General features: G+C 70.5%; 15 protein-coding genes. 4 read left to right on the forward strand and 11 right to left on the reverse strand.

Annotated features, from left to right (window positions below):
- Positions 1-114 precede the first annotated feature (114 nt).
- The 4 genes from ACIQI8_RS17900 to ACIQI8_RS17915 all read right to left on the reverse strand — a co-directional run bounded on the left by ACIQI8_RS17900 (position 115) and on the right by ACIQI8_RS17915 (position 6,056).
- Entirely contained in the window at positions 115-2,562 is a 2,448-nt protein-coding gene (locus ACIQI8_RS17900) for a [protein-PII] uridylyltransferase (RefSeq protein ID WP_402351006.1), read from the reverse strand.
- 24 nt (positions 2,563-2,586) lie between these two features.
- Positions 2,587-2,925, reverse strand: a complete 339-nt coding sequence (locus ACIQI8_RS17905; RefSeq protein WP_123997477.1) for a P-II family nitrogen regulator — start codon at positions 2,923-2,925, stop codon at positions 2,587-2,589.
- Positions 2,922-4,244, reverse strand: a complete 1,323-nt coding sequence (locus ACIQI8_RS17910) for an ammonium transporter (RefSeq protein ID WP_402351010.1) — start codon at positions 4,242-4,244, stop codon at positions 2,922-2,924. The genes ACIQI8_RS17905 and ACIQI8_RS17910 overlap by 4 nt, the downstream gene beginning before the upstream one ends.
- A gap of 324 nt (positions 4,245-4,568) precedes the next feature.
- On the reverse strand, positions 4,569-6,056 hold the full coding sequence (locus ACIQI8_RS17915; protein ID WP_402351013.1) for a hypothetical protein: 1,488 nt from the start codon (positions 6,054-6,056) through the stop codon (positions 4,569-4,571).
- Positions 6,057-6,512: 456 nt separating this feature from the next.
- Here ACIQI8_RS17915 and ACIQI8_RS17920 point away from each other — a divergent pair, with 456 nt between their 5' ends.
- Positions 6,513-7,169, forward strand: a complete 657-nt coding sequence (locus ACIQI8_RS17920) for a bifunctional DNA primase/polymerase (protein WP_402351016.1) — start codon at positions 6,513-6,515, stop codon at positions 7,167-7,169.
- A gap of 117 nt (positions 7,170-7,286) precedes the next feature.
- Here the strand turns inward: ACIQI8_RS17920 and ftsY are convergent, their stop codons facing one another.
- Positions 7,287-8,498 carry a signal recognition particle-docking protein FtsY gene (gene ftsY / locus ACIQI8_RS17925; protein WP_402351019.1) on the reverse strand — a complete coding sequence of 404 codons (1,212 nt, stop codon included), beginning with the start codon at positions 8,496-8,498 and terminating at the stop codon, positions 7,287-7,289.
- A 157-nt stretch (positions 8,499-8,655) separates the two neighbouring features.
- Here ftsY and ACIQI8_RS17930 point away from each other — a divergent pair, with 157 nt between their 5' ends.
- Positions 8,656-9,624 carry an LLM class flavin-dependent oxidoreductase gene (locus tag ACIQI8_RS17930; RefSeq protein WP_402351022.1) on the forward strand — a complete coding sequence of 323 codons (969 nt, stop codon included), beginning with the start codon at positions 8,656-8,658 and terminating at the stop codon, positions 9,622-9,624.
- Positions 9,625-9,630: 6 nt separating this feature from the next.
- Here ACIQI8_RS17930 and ACIQI8_RS17935 read toward each other — a convergent pair whose 3' ends face one another.
- The 4 genes from ACIQI8_RS17935 to ACIQI8_RS17950 all read right to left on the reverse strand — a co-directional run bounded on the left by ACIQI8_RS17935 (position 9,631) and on the right by ACIQI8_RS17950 (position 15,925).
- Positions 9,631-11,052: a sugar porter family MFS transporter gene (locus tag ACIQI8_RS17935; RefSeq protein ID WP_402351025.1), complete on the reverse strand. Its 1,422-nt coding sequence runs from the start codon at positions 11,050-11,052 to the stop codon at positions 9,631-9,633.
- Between the two features lie 179 nt (positions 11,053-11,231).
- A complete protein-coding gene (smc, locus tag ACIQI8_RS17940; protein WP_402351028.1) occupies positions 11,232-14,846 on the reverse strand; it encodes a chromosome segregation protein SMC in 3,615 nt (1,204 codons plus the stop codon).
- 215 nt (positions 14,847-15,061) lie between these two features.
- The gene (locus ACIQI8_RS17945) at positions 15,062-15,265 is read right to left on the reverse strand and encodes a hypothetical protein (protein WP_079659246.1); all 204 of its coding nucleotides are present in this window, start codon (positions 15,263-15,265) and stop codon (positions 15,062-15,064) included.
- A gap of 378 nt (positions 15,266-15,643) precedes the next feature.
- Positions 15,644-15,925 carry an acylphosphatase gene (locus ACIQI8_RS17950; RefSeq protein ID WP_402351031.1) on the reverse strand — a complete coding sequence of 94 codons (282 nt, stop codon included), beginning with the start codon at positions 15,923-15,925 and terminating at the stop codon, positions 15,644-15,646.
- 210 nt (positions 15,926-16,135) lie between these two features.
- Between ACIQI8_RS17950 and ACIQI8_RS17955 the strand changes: the two genes are divergently transcribed.
- Both ACIQI8_RS17955 and ACIQI8_RS17960 read left to right on the forward strand, forming a co-directional pair.
- A complete protein-coding gene (locus ACIQI8_RS17955; RefSeq protein WP_402351034.1) occupies positions 16,136-17,248 on the forward strand; it encodes a CAP domain-containing protein in 1,113 nt (370 codons plus the stop codon).
- 80 nt (positions 17,249-17,328) lie between these two features.
- Positions 17,329-17,730 (forward strand): winged helix-turn-helix transcriptional regulator, encoded by a 402-nt coding sequence (locus ACIQI8_RS17960; RefSeq protein WP_402351037.1) that lies wholly within the window; start codon positions 17,329-17,331, stop codon positions 17,728-17,730.
- Here the strand turns inward: ACIQI8_RS17960 and mutM are convergent.
- Both mutM and rnc read right to left on the reverse strand, forming a co-directional pair.
- Positions 17,703-18,563 carry a bifunctional DNA-formamidopyrimidine glycosylase/DNA-(apurinic or apyrimidinic site) lyase gene (gene mutM, locus ACIQI8_RS17965; protein ID WP_402351040.1) on the reverse strand — a complete coding sequence of 287 codons (861 nt, stop codon included), beginning with the start codon at positions 18,561-18,563 and terminating at the stop codon, positions 17,703-17,705. The two genes, ACIQI8_RS17960 and mutM, sit on opposite strands and share 28 nt — an antisense overlap.
- 85 nt (positions 18,564-18,648) lie before the next feature.
- A complete protein-coding gene (rnc, locus tag ACIQI8_RS17970) occupies positions 18,649-19,569 on the reverse strand; it encodes a ribonuclease III (protein WP_402351043.1) in 921 nt (306 codons plus the stop codon).
- Positions 19,570-19,571: the final 2 nt, after the last annotated feature.

Consider the following 19,571-nt stretch of genomic DNA (forward strand, 5'->3'; position numbering starts at 1 on the left):
AGGGTATCCGGCCGCGCAAGACAATCGTCCCCGCCTGCTGGGTTCATCGGGCGGGTACGCGGGAAACCTCGCGTCCGCGGGGCGGTCCGCCCGATGCGCGACAGGACCGCGAGCTCACGCCCGCAGCATCTCCTCCAGTTTGCGCGCCACCGCGGCCGCCTCCTCGCCCGGCAGGGCGGCCCCCTCCGCTCCGGTCACGTAGAAGGCGTCGACGGCGTTCGCGCCCAGCGTGGAGACGTGTGCGCTGCGCATCAGGACGCCCGCGTCCTCAAGGGCCCGGCCGATGCGGAACAGCAGCCCGGGGGCGTCCTGGGCGCGGACCTCGATCACGGTGGCGAAGCGGGAGGCGGCGGAGGCGACCGTCACGCGGGCCGCCGGTGCCACCACTCCGCGGCGGCGCGGATAGGCCGCGTCCCGCTCGGCGAGACGGCCCGCGATGTCCAGGGAGCCGTCCAGCGCGCGGACCAGGTCGGCCCGCAGCCGCGCGGCCTGGGGCAGTGAGCCGTACTCGGCGGCGACCCGCCAGTTCAGGAGCAGCACGGAGCCCTCGACGCCGGTCGGCAGGTCCAGGGCACGCAGTTCGGCGGTGCGCACGGTGAGCCGGTGCATCGCGAGGACGCCGGCCACCGCGGGCAGCACCCCGGGCTGGTCGGGCACGGCGATCAGCAGCTCCACGCCCAGCGGCTCGGGGTCCCCGGCGGGCTGGTCCTCCGTCGGCGGCTCGGTCTGCGCGCGCAGGGCGAGAACCGGGCTGCCGGTGGCGATGGCCTCGATGGCGAGCCGCTCCTGCTCGGCGGTGGGCGCGGCGGACTCGGGCTCCTCCGGGACGTCCCCGGCGAGCACGGCGGCGACCCGCTTCACCAGGTCGGCGACGAGGGACCCGCGCCAGGACGACCAGGCTGCGGGCCCGGTGGCCAGCGCGTCCGCCTCGGTCAGCGCGTGCAGCAGCTCCAGCGTGCTCTGCGTGCCGACCGCCTCGGCGACCGCGCGCACGGTGGCCGGGTCCTCCAGGTCGCGCCGGGTGGCGGTCTCGATGAGCAGGAGGTGATGGCGTACGAGGGTGGAGAGCACCGTGACGTCCGCACGGTCGAAGCCGATGCGGGCGGCGACGTCCTTGGCGATGATCTCGCCGGCCACCGAGTGGTCGCCCGGCCAGCCCTTGCCGATGTCGTGCAGCAGCGCGGAGACCAGGAGGAGGTCGGGGCGGCTGACCCGGCGGGTGAACTCGGAGGCGCGTACGGCGGTCTCGATCAGGTGCCGGTCGACGGTCCAGATGTGCACGGCGTTGCGCTGCGGCCGGCAGCGCACCCGCTCCCAGTCCGGCAGCAGACGGGTGATCAGGCCCTCCGCCTCCAGCGCCTCCCAGACCTCGATGGTGGGCTGCCCGGAACCGAGCAGCGTCACCAGCTGTTCGCGCGCCTCGGCGGGCCAGGGCGTGGGCAGCGGGCGCACGGTGGCGGCCAGGCGCCGTACGGCGTGCAGGGAGAGCGGCAGACCGGCCTGTGCGGCGGCGGCCGCGGCGCGCAGCGGCAGGACGGGGTCGCGCTCGGGGCGCGCGGCCCGCGCGAGCACCACCTCGCCGTCCTGCTCGACCACGCCCTCGGCGAGCGGGGAGCGTTCGGTGACGGGCTTGCTGCCGCCGAGCATGGCGCGCAGCCGCGGCCGCACGGCCCGCGACCTGAGCACGCGCCCCACCTCGCGCCAGGTGACGTCACTGGCGTACGAGATGACCCGGGCCGCCTCGTACACCTGGCGCAGCAGGGTGTCGGCGTCGAGCAGGCCGAGTTCGGCGGCGACCTGGTCCTGTTCCTGGAGGGCGAGCCGGTCGGTGGCGCGGCCGGTGGCCAGGTGCAGGGCGTCGCGGACGTCGAGAAGGCGGCGCCGGGCGTCGTCGAGGCCCTCGCGCGGGGCGTCGGCGAGCCAGGAGGCGGCGACGGCGCGCAGGGTGGTGGCGTCGCGCAGGCCGCCGCGGGCTTCCTTGAGGTCGGGTTCGAGGAGGTACTGCAGCTCGCCCTGGCGCTCGGCGCGCTCGGCGCAGAGTTCCTGGAGTTCGGGAAGGCGTTTGGGTGCTTGGTTGCGCCAGTCGGCGAGGACCGAGGTGCGCAGGGCGGCGGTGAGGCCGAGGTCGCCCGCGAGGTGGCGGGCGTCGAGGAGGCCGAGCTGGACCTTGAGGTCCTCGCCGGCGGTCTTGCGGGCCTCGGCCGGGGTGCGGACCGAGTGGTCCAGGGCGAGGCCGAGGTCCCAGACGGGGTACCAGATGCGGTCGGCCAGGGCGGCCACCGCGCCGGAGTCGGAGCCGTCGTGCAGCAGGAGCAGGTCCAGGTCGCTGCGCGGGGAGAGCTCGCCGCGGCCGTAGCCGCCGACGGCGACCAGGGAGACGCCCTTGAGGTCGGTGGCGCCGGCGGTGAAGAGCCCGGACAGCCAGTCGTCTGTCAGTTCGGCCAGGGCGGCACGGCGCGGCGGCCCGGACCGCGCCCCCTCCTGGAGGAGGCGCAGCCGGGCCGCCGCGTAGCCGCTGGGTCCCGAATCCTCTGCTTCGTTGCGCACGTCCGTGCTCGACACCCAGCGACTCCTGTTCCTCTTCTTTTAGAGCGCGTCCGGTCCGCGCTCGCCGGTCCGGACCCGTACGGCCGTCTCGACCGGGAGGGACCAGACCTTGCCGTCACCGATCTTGCCGGTGCGGGCGGCCTTGACGATGACGTCGATCAGCTGCTCGGTGTCGTCGTCCTCGGCCAGTACCTCGATACGGATCTTCGGTACCAGGTCGACCGTGTACTCGGCACCGCGGTAGACCTCGGTGTGGCCCCGCTGACGACCGTAGCCGCTGGCCTCGGTGACCGTCAGACCGTGCACTCCGAAGGCCTGCAGGGCTTCCTTGATCTCGTCGAGCCGGTGCGGCTTCACGACGGCGGTGATGAGCTTCATGCGTCCACCTTCTTCGTCTCCGCGGCGGCCAGCGCGCCGCCGCCGATGCCACCGCCGGCGCCGCTGAAGTCGTATGCGGTCTCGGCGTGCTCGGCCTGGTCGATGCCCGAGATCTCCTCGTCCTCGCTGACCCGCATACCGATGGTCTTGTCGATGAGGAAGGCGAGGATCGCGGAGGCGATCAGGGAGTAGGCGAGGACGGCGAAGACACCGGCGCACTGCTTCCAGAACTGGTCGAGGCCGCCGCCGTAGAAGAGGCCCTCGACGTCGGACTGGCCCTTGCCGCTGGCGAAGAAGCCGATGAGCAGGGAGCCGACGACACCGCCGACCATGTGGACGCCGACGACGTCGAGCGAGTCGTCGTAGTTGAAGCGGTACTTCAGGCCGACGGCCGCCGCGCAGGCGACACCGGCGATGACACCGACCGCGATCGCGCCGAGCGGGCTGACCGCACCGCCGGACGGGGTGATGGCGACCAGACCGGCGACCGCGCCGGAGGCGGCGCCCAGGGTGGTGAACGCGCCGTGCCGGATCTTCTCGTAGGCGAGCCAGGCGAGCATGGCGGCGGCGGTGGCGATCTGCGTGTTGACGAACATCAGCGGGCCGACGCCGTCGTCGTTGCCGAGCCAGGAGCCGGCGTTGAAGCCGAACCAACCGAACCACAGGAGACCGGCGCCGAGCATGACCAGCGGGAGGCTGTGCGGGCGCATCGGGTCACGCTTGAAGCCGCTGCGCTTGCCGATGACGAGGATCACGCCGAGGGCCGCGGCACCCGCGTTGATGTGGACCGCGGTACCACCGGCGAAGTCGATCACACCGAGGTCGAAGGCCCAGCCGCCGGTGCCCCAGACCCAGTGCGCGACCGGGAAGTACACGACCGTCGCCCACAGCGCGACGAAGAGCGACCAGGCGGTGAACTTCACGCGGTCGGCGATCGCGCCGCTTATCAGGGCCGGCGTGATGATCGCGAACATCATCTGGAAGACGGCGAAGACGAAGACCGGGATCGTGTACCCCGACCAGATGTCCATCTTGTCGATGCCGCTGAAGCCGACGAAGTCGGACTCCCAGCCGATCAGCGAGCCGTGGTCGGTTCCGAACGACATGGAGAAGCCGTAGAGCACCCACAGGATCGTGACGATCCCGATGCTGATGAAGCTCATCATCAGCATGTTGAGCGTGCTCTTGACGCGGACCATGCCTCCGTAGAAGAAGGCGAGGCCCGGAGTCATGATCAGCACCAGGGCGGAACAGATAAGCATGAAGCCTGTGTTGGCGGCAGACAATTTGTCTGCGGCAAGCGTGATGGCTGGTGCCATCGGCGTCTCCTCGTCGTTGGTACGGCCCCGTGCGGGCGAAGCCTGAGCGGTCATGAGGGGTGGGCCGGTTATGCGCCATGAGATTGGCGCAGCGCGGTTTCCGTCGAAGCCCCTCGATGTTTCGCCGCCGTGACGAAGGCGTCCTGTGTGTTACGCGTCGATGAACTGGCAGATGTTCGCCGAAGCGATCGTTATCGTGGCGCAACCTTCCGTGGGGGAAGGAAACCGGCCGCGGTCGACCTTCCGATGACCTGGCATGGGGGAGCCGAGTCGGGCAGTTCGGGAGGGCCGGCCGCGGCCGGGGTTCTGGGGTTGCGCCGTGTCTCAGACCGCTTCTGCGGTCTCCGGCAGTTCGATGGCGAGCTTGTCGGTGAGGTCGATGACCTCGGCGAGCTCACCGAAGTCACGGACGGCCGTGTCGACCGTCTTTCGAATACGAGTGTTGACGCGCTCCGAGCGGACCTTCTTGGCGACGCGCATGGCGTCCTCGACAAGAACCGTGCTCCGCTCGGGCTCGCGCTGCAGCAGGTGCACGGTGGCCATGCCGATCAGGTTCAGTGCGTACGACCGCTGGTGCTCGTCGTCCTTGGCGAACAGGTCGACGGCCCGCCGCATCACGGGCTCGGCCAGCGAGGCGTAGGTGGGGCTGCGGCCGGCCACGTAGGCCAGGTCGCGGAAGGAGTGGCTGTTCTCGCCGTGCAGTTCGGCCTCGGAGAAGAAGCGGATCCAGTCGGACTCCGGCTCGTCCCAGTCGTCGGCGTCGGCGAAGGTGTCCTCGGCCATCCGGACGGCCCGCTTGCACTTGCCGGGCTGCCCCATGTTGGCGTAGGCGCGGGCCTCCATCGCATACAGCATGGACTGGGTGCGCGGACTCGCGCAGTCCCGGCTGCCGTACTGCGCGAGGTGGATCAGCTCCAGCGCGTCCTCGGGCCGGCCGAGGTGGATCATCTGGCGGCTCATGCTGGACAGGACGTACGAGCCCAGCGGCTTGTCGCCCGCTTCCTTGGCGGCGTGCAGGGCGAGCACGAAGTACTTCTGCGCGGTCGGCTGCAGCCCGACGTCGTACGACATCCAGCCGGCCAGCTCCGCCAGTTCGGCGGCGACCTTGAACAGCTTGCGGGTGGTGGCCTCGGGCTGGGGCTCCTGGAGCAGGTCGGTCACCTCGTGCAGCTGCCCGACGACCGCCTTGCGGCGCAGCCCGCCGCCGCACTGGGCGTCCCACTGACGGAACATCACCGTGGTGGACTCCAGCAGTTCCAGCTCGGGCCGGGACAGCCGGCCGCCGCGCCGGCTCGCGGCGAGCGACTCGGCCTGGGCCGACTGGGGGCTGTGCTGCGAGGGCACGAGCCAGCGCTGCATCGGCTCGATGAGGGACGGGCCCGCGGACAGGGCCAGCGAGGTTCCGAGGAAGCCGCGCCGGGCCAGCATGAGGTCACTGCGCGAGAACTCGCTGAGCAGGGCCACCGTCTGCGGGCCCGTCCAGGGCAGGTCGACGCCGGTCGCGGAGGGTGACTGGCGGGCCGCGCGCAGGCCGAGGTCCTCCACGGAGACCACGCAGCCGAAGCGCTCGGAGAACAGCTCGGACAGGATCCTGGGGATGGGTTCGCGGGGGTTCTCGCCGTCCAGCCAGCGGCGCACGCGCGAGGTGTCCGTCGAGATGTGGTTGGCGCCCAACTGGCGTGCCCTGCGGTTGACTTGGCGCGCGAGCTCGCCCTTCGACCAGCCGCTGCGCACGAACCACGACGTGAGCAGCTCGTTGGGCAGCTTCTCCGTGCTGGTCGCGGTTGTCCCGCTTCCGCCGTTGCCGCTCACTGGAACGCCCCCATCCCTGAGACCACTTGTCGCTGAGTGCGCCAAGCCTTATCAGAATGCCGGGAAATACGGCCGTCCGTCTGCCCGTTGTCACCCTTCGAACGGAAAGCCGAGTTGCCTCCGGCATACCCACGAGTGCATGTGCCCCCAGGACCCGTGCACTCAAAGTAATCCTACGATCACTGCTCCAGCCATGGCGATCCCGGAAACGCCACCATTCGCCACCCCTTCGAATGAACTCACGGTCGTCCTCGCACGATTCACTTGACATAGGACGACCGGGAGTCGGCGGAGCGGTGCACTCAGGGGCGCGCACCGTCGAGTTCACCACCCGGGGCACGCCCGAGCGCCGTCTGGACGACGCGGCGCGGGGAAGTCGAAAAGCACGAGACAACACAGAGTCACGGTCTGCATCCGCGTCGTAACCACCGGCGCTTCGGACACGTTGGAGGGGGCATGGGCTTCACGATCGGCGGCATCCGGGAGATCCGCTCCGGCACGCGTCGGCGCGGCCGCTCCTTCGAGTGCACGGCCGTCGCCGAGTTCACCGGTCTCTGGGGCTGGGACGTGGTGCGGGGCGCGCGAGCCGCGGGCGGCGCCTGCTCCTGCGGTCGCACGGACTGTCCCGAACCGGGCGCGCATCCACTGGAGTTCGCGCCCCAGGTGCCGGCCGGCGCCACGCTCGACGAAGTCACCAAGGCCTGGGCGGAGTTCCCGGGAGCGTCGGTCATGCTGGCCGTCGGCCGCGCGTTCGACGTCATCGAGGTGGCCGAATCCGCCGGGCGCCGCGCCCTGATCCGCCTGGAGCGCATGGGCCTGCCCGTCGGCCCGGTCACCGCGACCCCCGAGGGCCGCGCCCACTTCTTCGTCGCCCCCGGCGCCGCCGCCGAACTCCCCGAGCTGCTCTACCGCATGGGCTGGGACGACCCCAGCTCGCTCGACCTGCGGGGCCTGGGCCCCGGCACGTACATCACGGCCCCGCCGTCCGACCGCGGGGGCCTCGGCCCGGTCCACTGGCTGCGCCCGCCGGCCCTGGACGCGGCGACCCGCCCCCCGGCGGCCCGCCTGCTCCTCGGCACGCTGGCGTACGTGGCCCACCGGTCGGGAGCGTAACTAACACCCACTGGCACCCCCCACGGCCGAAGCGCCCGTCCCTGACTGCATCTCGGGGGCGGGCGCTTCTTCGTCGGTGCACTCGGGCTCACTGAAGCCGGATGGAGTGTGTGCAGGTCAGTCCCCGATAAGCGCATCCACGAACGCCTCCGGCTCGAAGGGCGCCAGGTCGTCCGCGCCCTCGCCCAGGCCCACCAGCTTGACCGGTACGCCCAGTTCGCGCTGGACCGCGATCACGATGCCGCCCTTGGCGGTGCCGTCGAGCTTGGTGAGGACGATGCCGGTGACGTCGACGACCTCGGCGAACACGCGGGCCTGGACGAGGCCGTTCTGCCCGGTCGTCGCGTCGAGGACGAGCAGGACCTCGTCCAGCGGCGCCTGCTTCTCGACGACCCGCTTCACCTTGCCGAGCTCGTCCATCAGACCGGTCTTGGTGTGCAGTCGTCCGGCGGTGTCGATGAGGACGACGTCGGCCCCCATGTCCTTGCCCTCCTTGACCGAGTCGAAGGCGACGGAGGCGGGGTCGCCGCCCTCGGGCCCGCGCACGGTGTAGGCGCCGACCCGCTCGCCCCAGGTCTGCAGCTGGTCCGCGGCGGCGGCCCGGAAGGTGTCGGCGGCCCCCAGCACGACGGTGTTGCCGTCGGCCACCAGGACCCGGGCGAGCTTGCCGGTGGTGGTGGTCTTGCCGGTGCCGTTGACCCCGACGACCATCACGATGCCGGGCTTGCGGCCTTCGGGCTCGGTCTTCACGACCCGGTCGACGTCGGTGCCGACCAGCTTGAGCAGCTCCTCGCGCAGCAGCGTGCGCAGCTCGTCGGGCGTGCGGGTGCCCAGCACCTTCACCCGGGCGCGCAGGCCGTCGACCAGCTCCTGGGTGGGCTGCACGCCGACGTCGGCGGTGAGCAGGATGTCCTCGATCTCCTCCCAGGTGTCCTCGTCGAGGTGCTCGCGCGACAGCAGCGTGAGCAGCCCCTTGCCCAGGGCGTTCTGGGAGCGGGAGAGACGGGAGCGCAGCCGGACGAGGCGTCCGGCGGTCGGCTCGGGGACCTCGATCTCGGGAGCGGTGAGATCCGGTCCGGCGGGCGGCTCCTCCACGCCGACGGGCGCCGAGCCACCCGGCAGATCCACCTCCTCTATGGTCCGGCGCGGTTCGTCGCGCGGGGTCTCGGCCTCGTCGCCGACATGCGGCTCGGCCGGCGGGGCGGTGATGTCGGGCACGGAGGTGGGCGGCGGGGGCAGCGGCTTCTTGCGCCGGCTGCCGACGACGAGCCCGCCGATCGCACCGAGCACGACCACGGCGATGACTACAGCAAGGATGACGGTTTCCATAACCCACCCAGTATCGGCCATGGGTCCCGGCCGTGCTCAGTGCCGTAGGGCCCGGAACCGCCGCTCACCCGGATCGTGACCGAGGGCCCGCGACTCTGGCCGTCTGACGCTCCGTCAGCTACCGTCCCCCGCACATCCGCCCGGCGAAGGGGACCCCATGCCCGTCACGGTCGTACGTTTCAACCTCGTCGAACCCGACGCCACCCCCGCCTCCCTCGGCGCCCGCTACCGGGCCGCCGTGGAGATGGCCGCGTACGCGGACGAGCGCGGGGTCACCACCGTGCAGACGGAGGAGCACCACGGCGTCGCCAACAACTGGCTGCCCTCGCCGTTCGCCTTCGCCGCTACGGTGTTCGGCGCGACCCGCACGATCGCGGTCACCGTCTCCGCGATCATCGGTCCGCTGCACGACCCGCTCCGGCTGGCCGAGGACATCGCGGTGCTCGACCTGCTCAGCGGCGGCCGGCTGGTGACGGTCGCCGGCATCGGCTACCGGCCCGAGGAGTACGCCCAGTTCGACGTGGACTGGAAGCGCCGCGGCACACTCCAGGACGAGCTCCTGGAGACCCTGCTCAAGGCCTGGACCGGCGAGGAGTTCGAGTACCGCGGCCGCAGGGTACGGGTCACCCCGCGCCCGGCGACCCAGCCGCACCCGCTGCTCCTGGTGGGCGGCTCCTCGAAGGCCGCCGCCCGCCGCGCCGCCCGCCTCGGCCTGCCCTTCTTCCCCAGCGCCCACCTGCCGGAACTCGAGGCCTACTACAAGGAACGGCTGGTCGAGTACGGCACCGAGGGCTGGACCATGATGCCGACCGCCGAGACCCCGCTGCTGCACATCGCCGAGGACCCCGACCGGGCGTGGGCGCACTACGGCGAGCACTTCCTGCACGAGGCACGGACGTACGCCTCCTGGCAGTCCGGCGAGATCCGCTCGGCCGTGAAGTCGGGGGCGACGGACGTCGACGGACTGCGCGCCGAGGGCGTGTACCGGATCCTCACGCCGGACGAGGTCGTCGAGCAGGGGCTCGACAACCTCGTACTGCATCCGCTCGCGGGCGGGATGCCGGTGGAGGAGGGATGGCGGAGTCTGCGGCTGTTCTGCGACGAGGTGCTGCCGCGGCTCGGCTGAGCCCGGTCAGCCCATGTCCTCCAGCTTCTTGCCCTTCGTCTCCTTGACGAACTTCAGGACGAAGGGGATGGAGAGCGCGGCGAAGACCGTGTAGATCACGTAGGTCGCGGAGAGGTTCCAGTCGGCCAGGGACGGGAAGCTGGCGGTGATGGCCCAGTTGGCGATCCACTGCGCGGAGGCGGCGACGCCCAGGGCGGCGGCGCGGATGCGGCTGGGGAACATCTCGCCGAGGAAGACCCAGACCACGACACCCCAGGACAGGGCGAAGAAGAGGACGAAGACGTGGGCGGCGATCAGGGCGGTCCAGCCCTGGGCGCTGGGCAGTTTGCCGTCGACGAGGTCGTAGGAGAAGGCCCAGGCCTCCAGCGCGAGACCGACGACCATGCCGACCGATCCGATGAGGGCCAGCGGCCTGCGGCCGATGCGGTCCACGAAGATCATGGCGATCACGGTGCCGACGATGTTCACGATCGACGTGGTGAAGGAGTAGAAGAACGACTCCGTGGGGTCGACGCCGACGGACTGCCACAGCGTCGAGGAGTAGTAGAACGCGACGTTGATGCCGACGAGCTGCTGGAAGGCCGACAGGCCGATGCCGACCCAGACGATCGGCTTGAAGAAGAAACCGCCCCCGCCCAGCAGGTCCTTGAAGGTCGACTTGTGCTCGCTCCTCATCGCGTGCTCGATCTCGGCGACCCGGGCGTCCAGGTCGACGTCGTCGCCCTCGACCTCGCGCAGCACGGTGTGGGCGCGGTCGATCCTGCCCGCGGAGATCAAAAAGCGCGGGGACTCGGGGATGGCGAAGGAGAGCAGCCCGTACAGGACGGCCGGGATCACCATGACGCCGAGCATGACCTGCCAGGCCTCAAGTCCCATGAGCGTGCCGCGCTGGTCGCCGTCGGCGGCGTTGAGCAGACCCCAGTTGACCAGCTGCGAGATGGCGATGCCGATGACGATCGCGGCCTGCTGGAAGGAGCCGAGCCGGCCGCGGTAGGCGGGCGGGGAGACCTCCGCGATGTAGGCGGGGCCGATGACGGAGGCCATGCCGATGGCGAAGCCGCCGATGATCCGCCAGAAGGCGAGGTCCCAGAGCGCGAAGGGCAGCGCGGAGCCGACAGCGGAGATGGTGAACAGCACGGCGGAGATCTGCATGCAGCGGATGCGGCCGATACGGTCGGCGATGCGGCCCGCGGTCGCCGCGCCGATGGCACAGCCGATCAGGGCGACGGCGATGACCTGCGCCAGGGCCGCTGAGCCGATGTCGTAGCGGTCCCTGATCGCCTCGACCGCGCCGTTGATCACGGAACTGTCGTAGCCGAACAGGAAGCCGCCCATCGCGGCCGCCGCCGCGATGAAGATGACATGCCCGAGATGCTCGGGATGAGCCGGTCCGGCTCCTGACTTGGGGGCCTCAGCGGTGCTGGTCACGTGTACTCCTCGGGCCACCGGCGACACTGCCGAATGGGGACCATGCCAGATCGGTGGCATCTGCAAGTAAAAACGACGTTGCCGAGACTATGCCTTCAAGTTTCGAAGTCAATGGGCGACGAATGTGAGATATCAGCAAGCCCGTGAGGGGTTTGTGTTCAAAATTTGAAGGAACGGCTTCAGCGGAGCCGCTGGCTGATGACCTTCGAGACCCCATCGCCCTGCATGGAGACGCCGTACAGGGCATCGGCGACCTCCATCGTCCGCTTCTGGTGCGTGATCACGATGAGCTGTGACGCCTCCTGCAGCTCCTGCATGATCCGGATCAGTCGCTGGAGGTTGGTGTCGTCGAGGGCGGCCTCGACCTCGTCCATGACGTAGAAGGGGCTGGGTCGAGCTTTGAAGATCGACACCAGCAACGCTACGGCGGTGAGTGAGCGCTCGCCACCGGAGAGCAGGCTCAGCCGCTTGACCTTCTTGCCCGGCGGCCGGGCCTCGACGTCCACGCCCGTGGTGAGCATGTTGTCGGGATCGGTGAGGATCAACCGGCCCTCACCGCCCGGGAAGAGCCGGCTGAAGACGCCCTCGAACTGCACGGCCGTGTCCCGGTAGGCCTCGGTGAAGACCTGCTCGACGCGCTCGTCGACCTCCTTCACCACCTGGAGCAGGTCGGCGCGGGTCTTCTTCAGGTCCTCGAGCTGCTCGCTGAGGAACTTGTGGCGCTCCTCCAGCGCGGCGAACTCCTCGAGCGCGAGCGGATTGACCTTGCCGAGCTGCTGGTAGGCCCGTTCGGCCGCCTTGAGCCGCTTCTCCTGCTCGGCGCGGTGGAAGGACTTGGGCTGGTTGCGCGGGTGCTCCGGGTCGTCCGGAAGCTCCTCGCCCTCGGCGGCGAGCGAGGGCGGTACGAGCTGGTGGGGGCCGTACTCCTCGACGAGCCCGGCCGGTTCGACGCCGAGTTCCTCCAGCGCCTTGGTCTCCAGCTGCTCGATGCGCATGCGCTTCTCGGCGCCGAGCACCTCGCCGCGGTGCACGGAGTCCGTCAGCTTGTCGAGCTCGCCCTTGAGGTCGCGGCCGGTGGTGCGGGCGACGGTCAGCTCCTGCTCGCGCCGCGCCTTGGCCGCGTCGGCGGCGGTCCGCTCCAGATCGGCCCGGCCGAGCGAGACCTCCACGTGCAGGAGCAGCTGGCGCGCACCGGAGGCGACGGCCTCGGCGACGGCGGCCTCGTGGCGCAGGCGGGCGCGGCGCTGTTCGGCACGCGCGCGTGCGTCTCGCTCCGCGCGGGCGGCACGGTCGAGGGAGTCGGCGCGGCCGGCGAGTCCTTTGACCCGCTCTTCATGGGTACGGACCTGGAGGCGGGCCTCCATCTCGGTCTGGCGGGCGTTGGCGCCGTCGGCGGCGAGGCGGTCCCGTACGGAGGTGTCGGGTTCCTCCTCGACGGGCATCTCCTCGGCGACTGCCAGGCGTTCGGCCAGTTCCTCTGCCTCTTCGAGGGCCTTGTCGAGGGCGTCCTGTGCGCGGGAGGCGGCCGCGGTCGACCGTTCGGCCTCGCCGGCAGCTCCGCGAGCTTGGCCGGACAGGCGGCCCAGCTGTTGTGCGACGGCGGACTTCTCGCGGTCGGCGGCGCGTCTGCGTTCCGCCAGGTTCTCGACCAACGTCGCGGCATCTTTGCGGTGCTCGCTCGCGGCGTGCTGGGCCTCGGTCAACTCCGCGCAGCGGACTGCCAGTTCTTCGAGTTCTGCGGCTGCTTCGTCCACGGACGCCTGGACTTCGAGGAGGCTGGGGGCGCCTGCGGAGCCGCCGTGGGCGAAGTGGGCGCCGAGCAGGTCGCCTTCGGCGGTGACGGCTGTCAACTCCGGGTGCCTGTAGACCAGTTCCTCGGCGTTCTCAAGGGTGCCGACGACGACGATGCCTTGGAGGAGGCGGCGGATGGCCGGCATGAGGTCGGAGGGGGCGCGGACCAGTTCCGCCGCAGAAAGGGGGGTGTTCTGTGATTCGGCGGCTGCGGGCGCGTCGTGGCTGGTCGCGCCGTTCCCCGCGCCCCTTGAGGGCATAGGGGTTGACGTTGGCTCGTCCGGGCCGCCGGCCAGCAGGAGCGCTGCCCGGCCGCCGTCCTGTTTGCGCAGCAGGCGGATCGCGTCCGCCGCCGATGACGGGGAGGTCACCGCGATCGCGTCCGCCGCCACGCCGAACGCCGCCGCCAGCGCCACCTCGTAGCCCGGTGTCACCGTGAGCAGTTCCGCCGCCGGGCCCAGCAGTCCCGTGAGGCGGTCCTTCGCGCCCAGCAGTATTCCGGTGCCGTCCTTGCGGCGCAGGCCCATCGCCAGGGCCTCGTGGCGGGCCTGGGTGGCGGCTCGTTCGCGTTCCGCCGCGGTGGCCGCCTCGCGGGCGGAGGTCATCGTGGCCTCGGCCTCGGCCAACCGGCGCTTCGCCGCGTCGTGTTGCTCGCCGAGTTCCGCGTCGTCGGCGTCCAGGCCGTCGACCTCCGCTTTGAGGGCCTCGTACTCCTCCTGGGCGGTGACGGCGCGTTCCTGGGCCTCGTCGCGGGCGGCGGCCAGGCGGTCGATCTCGGCCTGGGCGGAGGCGGCGCGTGAACGGGCCGCGTTGACCTGGCCGTTGAGCCGGGCGAGACCTTCGCGGCGGTCGGCGATCGCGCGGGCCACGTCCTTGAGGCGCCGTTCCTCCTGGATGAGCTCGCGCTCCAGGTCGGAGCGGTGCGCGACGGTGTCCTCCAGGGCGCGCTCGGCCGCCTCCAGGGCCGCTTCGAGCTCGGCCTCCTGCTCGCGGATCCGGGCGGCCTCGCGCTCCATGTCCTCGGGGTCGCGCCCGCGCCGCTCCTCCGGAGGGACCGAGGTGGCGCTCTTCACGCGCGCGTCGGCCAGTGAGATCGTGCCGCGCACCCGCTCGGCGAGCTGCGAGAGTTCGTACCAGGTCTGCTGGGCGCGCTGGAGCCGGGGGGTGAGCCGGCGTACCTCGTCCTCAAGGAGCGCCTCGCGCTGCTGGGCCTTCTTCAGCTCCAGCTCGGCGGCTTCCTTGCGTTCCTTCAGCGCGGCCTCGTCGGCGACCTCGGTCTGCAGCGCGGAGCGCAGCCGTACGAGGTCGTCGGCGAGCAGGCGCAGGCGGGCGTCGCGGAGGTCGGCCTGGATGACGGCGGCCCTGCGGGCGACGGCGGCCTGGCGGCCCAAGGGCTTGAGCTGTCGGCGGAGTTCGTCGGTGAGGTCCTGCACGCGCGCGAGGTTGGCCTGCATCGCGTCCAGCTTGCGCAGCGCCTTTTCCTTGCGCTTGCGGTGCTTGAGGACGCCGGCCGCCTCCTCGATGAAGGCGCGGCGGCCCATGGGATCGGCGTGCAGGACGGAGTCGAGCTGGCCCTGGCCGACGATGACGTGCATCTCGCGGCCGATGCCGGAGTCGGACAGGAGTTCCTGGATGTCGAGGAGGCGACACGTGTCGCCGTTGATCTGGTACTCGCTGCCGCCGTTGCGGAACATGATCCGCGTGATGGTGACCTCGGCGTACTCGATGGGCAGTGCCCCGTCGGAGTTGTCGATGGTCAGGGAGACCTCGGCACGGCCCAGGGGCGGACGGCCCGTGGTGCCGGCGAAGATGACGTCCTCCATCTTGCCGCCGCGCAGCGACTTGGCGCCCTGTTCGCCCATGACCCAGCTGAGCGCGTCCACGACGTTGGACTTGCCCGAGCCGTTCGGACCGACGACACACGTGATACCCGGCTCGAACCGGAGCGTGGTCGCCGAGGCGAACGACTTGAACCCTCGGAGGGTCAGGGCCTTGAGGTGCACGCCGCTGGACTCTACCTTCCGACGCTGTCTCACTCCATGAACGTCCGGTTCCCCGCGGTTTCGCCGTTGAACGTGCAGGGCACACCAAACGTTAAAGAAGGTGAAGGGCGACGGGGGAAAGAAAGAAGGGACGCCGAAGCGTCCCTTGCAAACTCTGACAACTTAGCGGTTGATGTGGTCCACCGAACCCCTGCTGTCGTGGTGCGATGCAGTGATCAGGTGAGCGCAGGCTCCGCCTGGCGTGCGTCGATGCTCTCGAGAAGCGAGTCGTGAGAAGCGGCAGCCGTCAGCGCGTCGTTCTCCGCCTGGATCCGTCCGAGCTCGGATTCCAGGTCCTGGACGCGCTGCTGGAGCCGTCGCATCTCGGCGAGGAGTCGCGGGTCGGAACCGCCGACGTAACCGAGAAGCGCCTTTGCCATGATGGATGGTCCTCCACACTGAGTGACCGACCGAAGCGGTGTGGGTCGTGAGGGAATCGCACCCGCAGTGCCTGGCACTGTTGAGATAGTGCTGCCGTTCTCCATGCCAAACAGCTAAGGTGCGCGGGGTTTTCAGCGTCTCACCAAAAAGTTTGACGGTCAACACGATCACGCCCTGTATTGACGGGCAACCCGCGGTCTGCGGCCTGGAGACGGCGGCGACGCGACTCCTGCGGGGTCCTGAGGGCGTTCGATCATTCTTAGCTGCGGAGCCTGCCACGACACGGGGTTCTTGGCAACCACCAGGCCATTTCTGCTCGGGGCAGCTGCCGGTGGCATGTCCCTCCGCTTCGACCAGGGCCGCTTTACAGAACCGGGTCAACGGATGGCGAAGCCGTCGTATCCCCCACGGGGTGTGTCCCAGATCTCGGTGACGCCGTCCACGCGCCCGGGCGTGTCGTCACTCCGGAGCCACCCCAGGAGTCCCTCGCACCCCTCCCGTGGGCCCTCCGCGACCACCTGAACCCGTCCGTCCGCCAAATTGAGAGCAAAACCACTCAGGGACCCGAGCTCCAGCGCCTTGGCCCGCGTGAACCAGCGGAAACCCACACCTTGGACCCGTCCCCGCACCCAGGCGACCAGCCGCACATCCTCGCTCATGAGTGCAACCTAACCGGCCAATGTCTCTTGGGGCACTCCCTCCTCTGGCGCCATGCGGTACCGTCCCCATCCAATGAATCTCATATGAAACTCACTCCATCGAGTGAGATCGCGTGAGTCGGGTCACAGCGAAGATTCCAGGGCCCAGAGGTTCCGCGGATCCCGAGGTCCTATGGGTCCGCTCGACCGCAGCACGAGGAAGGCAAGGACATGGGACGCCACCGACGCTCCGCCGCCGGCCGCGCCGCCACAAGCCGCGCCACGGGGGTCACTGCAAGGGACGGCTCGTACGCGAGCGGTTACGACCCTCAGGAGTACTCGTACAGTTATGAACCGCCGCAGTCCTACGGCGGTGGGGCCCCGGAGTCGTTCGGGACCGGCCCCGCCACGGACAGCGACGTGCACACCAGGGCGTCCGCGCGCAGCGCCGCCTACCTCTTCGCCAACGAGGACGACTTCGCCACGGTCTTCCCCGAGGACGGGCGCTCGTCCGACGGCGGCTCCGGCCGGGGCCGCTCCCACCGGCGGCGCAAGAAGACCGTGACGCCGGTGAAGTCCGGTCTGCTCGGGGTCTCCGCCGCGGTCGCCATCGGCACCGTCGCGGTCGCCACCGGTTCGATGCCCGGGCTCGAGAACTACAAGCTCGGCGGCGGGAGCGGCGGCGACAAGACGCAGGCCGTCGGTACGCCGTCCAACTCCGCGACCGAGCAGGGCGGCACGTCCGGCAGCGCGGAGAGCCGGGACGACGGCTCCTCGACGAGCCGTGGCTCCGACCGGGCGGCCTCGCCGAGCACGGTTCCCTCGACCTCGCCGTCGACGGCCGCGCCGACCAAGAAGCCGACCGAGAAGCCGGTGGAGACGCCGAGCGAGAAGCCGACCACCACGCCGTCGGCGAAGGAGCCGGCTCCGCCGAAGGAGACTTCCTCCCCGATCACGGTGACCGCGGAGGCCGCCGCCGAGGCGCAGGTGCTCCAGCTGGTCAACGACGAGCGGGCCAAGGCCGGCTGCAGCCCGGTGGCCGCGAACAGCGCGCTGTCGGACCTGGCCACGGCCTTCAGCGACGCGATGGCCGCACAGGGCTTCTTCGACCACACCGACCCGAGCGGGGCCACTCCGTGGGACCGCGCGGCGGCACTGGGCATCACCGGCCTGGGCGGCGAGAACATCGCCCGCGGCCAGGCCGACGCGGCCGCGGTGATGGAGGCCTGGATGAACAGCCCCGGCCACAAGGCCAACATCCTGAACTGCGACTTCAAGACCCTGGGCGTCGGCGTGCACTTCGGCGAGGGCGGCCCGTGGTGGACGCAGGACTTCGGCTACTAGATCCGGGACGTCTCCGGGCAGATGCGAATTGAAGGCAGCGCTAACTTATGGTTAGCGCTGCCTTCGAGTACGCTCGTGGTATGGACATCACGCAGGAGCCCGCGGACGTACGGGACCTCCCGTACAGCGTGTTCGCGAAGGCGTGCCCCTCGCGCGTGACGCTGGAGCACGTGACCGGGCGCTGGGGCGGACTGACCCTGGGGGCCCTGTACGAGGGTTCGTTGCGCTTCAACGAGCTGCGCCGGCGCGTCGACGGCGTGAGCGAGAAGATGCTCTCCCAGACCCTGCACGCGCTGGAGCGCGACGGCCTGGTGCACCGCGAGGCCCAGCCGACGAACCCGCCCCGCGTGGACTACGAGCTGACCCCCCTCGGCCGCGAGATCGCCGAACGCCTCCTCGGCCTCATCCACTTCGTCGAGGGCCGCATGGACGACGTCCTCGCGGCCCGCGAGCGCTACGACGGGACGCGCGGCGCCCGCTGACACGTCGGGCAGAAGTAGCTGGACCGGTTCATCCACGGGCTCCGGCGCATCGGTGTACCGCACCTCCGGCACGGCAGACCCTCACGCCCGTACGCGTCCAGCGACCGGTCGAAGTACCCGGACTCGCCATTGACGTTGACGTAGAGGCTGTCGAAGCTGGTGCCGCCGACGGAGAGCGCCGCGTTCATCACATCCCTTACGTGGCGCAGGAGTTCGGCCGTGCGCGGGCGCGTGAAACCGGCCGTGAGGCGCTCGTAGTGGACGCGGGCGCGCCAAAGGGCCTCGTCCGCATAGATGTTGCCGACTCCACTGATCAACGACTGGTCCAGCAGGGCCCGTTTGATGGTCGTGCGCTTGCGGCGCAGCGCCTGGTGGAACGCCTCGTCGTCGAACAGCGGGTCGAGGGGGTCACGGGCGATGTGCGCGATGACGTCGGGCAGTCCGTCGGGGGTGTTGTCGTGCAACGACAGCCCGCCGAAGGTGCGTTGGTCGACGAAGCGGAGTTCCGTCAGCAGGTCGTCGGCGAATCGGACGCGGATCCTGAGGTGCTTCTCGTCGGGTGCGGTGTTCGGCTGGACCAGCAGCTGGCCGCTCATGCCGAGGTGCGCCAGGACCGACTGGTGGGTGTCCTCCAGGGGCAGCCACAGGTACTTGCCGCGGCGGCTGGGGACGCCGACGCGGTGCCCCTTGAGGCGGTGCGTGAAGTCGTCGGCGCCGGCGATGTGCCGGCGTACGGCACGCGGGTGCAGCACCTCGGCGTCGGCGACGACACGATGGGCGACCCATCGCTCCAGGCCGCGCCGGACGACCTCGACCTCGGGCAACTCGGGCATCGGGACTCCCGTACCGGAAAACCGCTGTGGATGAACCGAGCGCCCGGCCCACGGAGGGGACGGGCGCTCGGGATGGCGCTGTTCGTCAGGCGGAGACGGACGACGGGCCTTCCCCGTCCTCCTCGGCGGCTTCGACGACTGCCGGTTCGGCGGTCTTCTCGGCCTCCTGCTCGGCGACCTGTGCGGCCGCCAGCTCGGCAGCTTCCTCGGCGGCCTTCTCGACCGCCAGCTTGGCTCGCTGGTCCGCGTCGGCCCGGATGGACCGCCATGCGGACTCGGCGGCCTGCTGCTCCGCCTCCTTCTTGCTGCGGCCGGTGCCGGTGCCGTACGAGACGCCTCCGACGCGGGCGGCAGCAGTGAAGGTCTTCTCGTGATCGGGGCCGGTCTCCGTGACCAGGTACTCGGGCACGCCGAGACTTTCGGTCGCGGTGAGCTCCTGGAGACTGGTCTTCCAGTCCAGGCCGGCTCCGAGGTTCGAGGACTTCTCGATGAGCGGGTCGAACAGGCGATGCACCAGTTCGGAAGCCGCGTCGAGGCCCCGGTCGAGATAGACCGCGCCGATCACCGCTTCAAGGGTGTCGGCGAGGATGGACGCCTTGTCCCGGCCGCCCGTGCCCTCTTCACCCCGGCCGAGCCGGATGAAGGAACCCAGGTCGAGACCGCGACTGACCTCCGCCAGCGCACGAGAATTGACCACCGCGGCCCGCAACTTGGCCAGTTGGCCTTCGGGCAGGTCGGGGTGGGTCGTGTACAGCGTGTCCGTGACCACGAGGCCGAGCACGGAGTCCCCGAGGAACTCCAGCCGTTCGTTGGTCGGCAGACCGCCGTTCTCGTACGCGTAGGAACGGTGGGTCAGCGCACGCACCAGAAGGGCGGACTCGAGCTGGTAGCCGAGCCGCCCTTCCAGAAGCGTGTGGGACGAGGCCGTGCTGTCCGACTTTTTCCTGGCGGTTGGGTCCGCCTTGGCGTCATCCGCCTTCTTGGCAGTGGACACGGTGCCTCTCACCA

This window comes from Streptomyces sp. NPDC092369 (genome assembly GCF_044755245.1).
Lineage (GTDB): Bacteria > Actinomycetota > Actinomycetes > Streptomycetales > Streptomycetaceae > Streptomyces.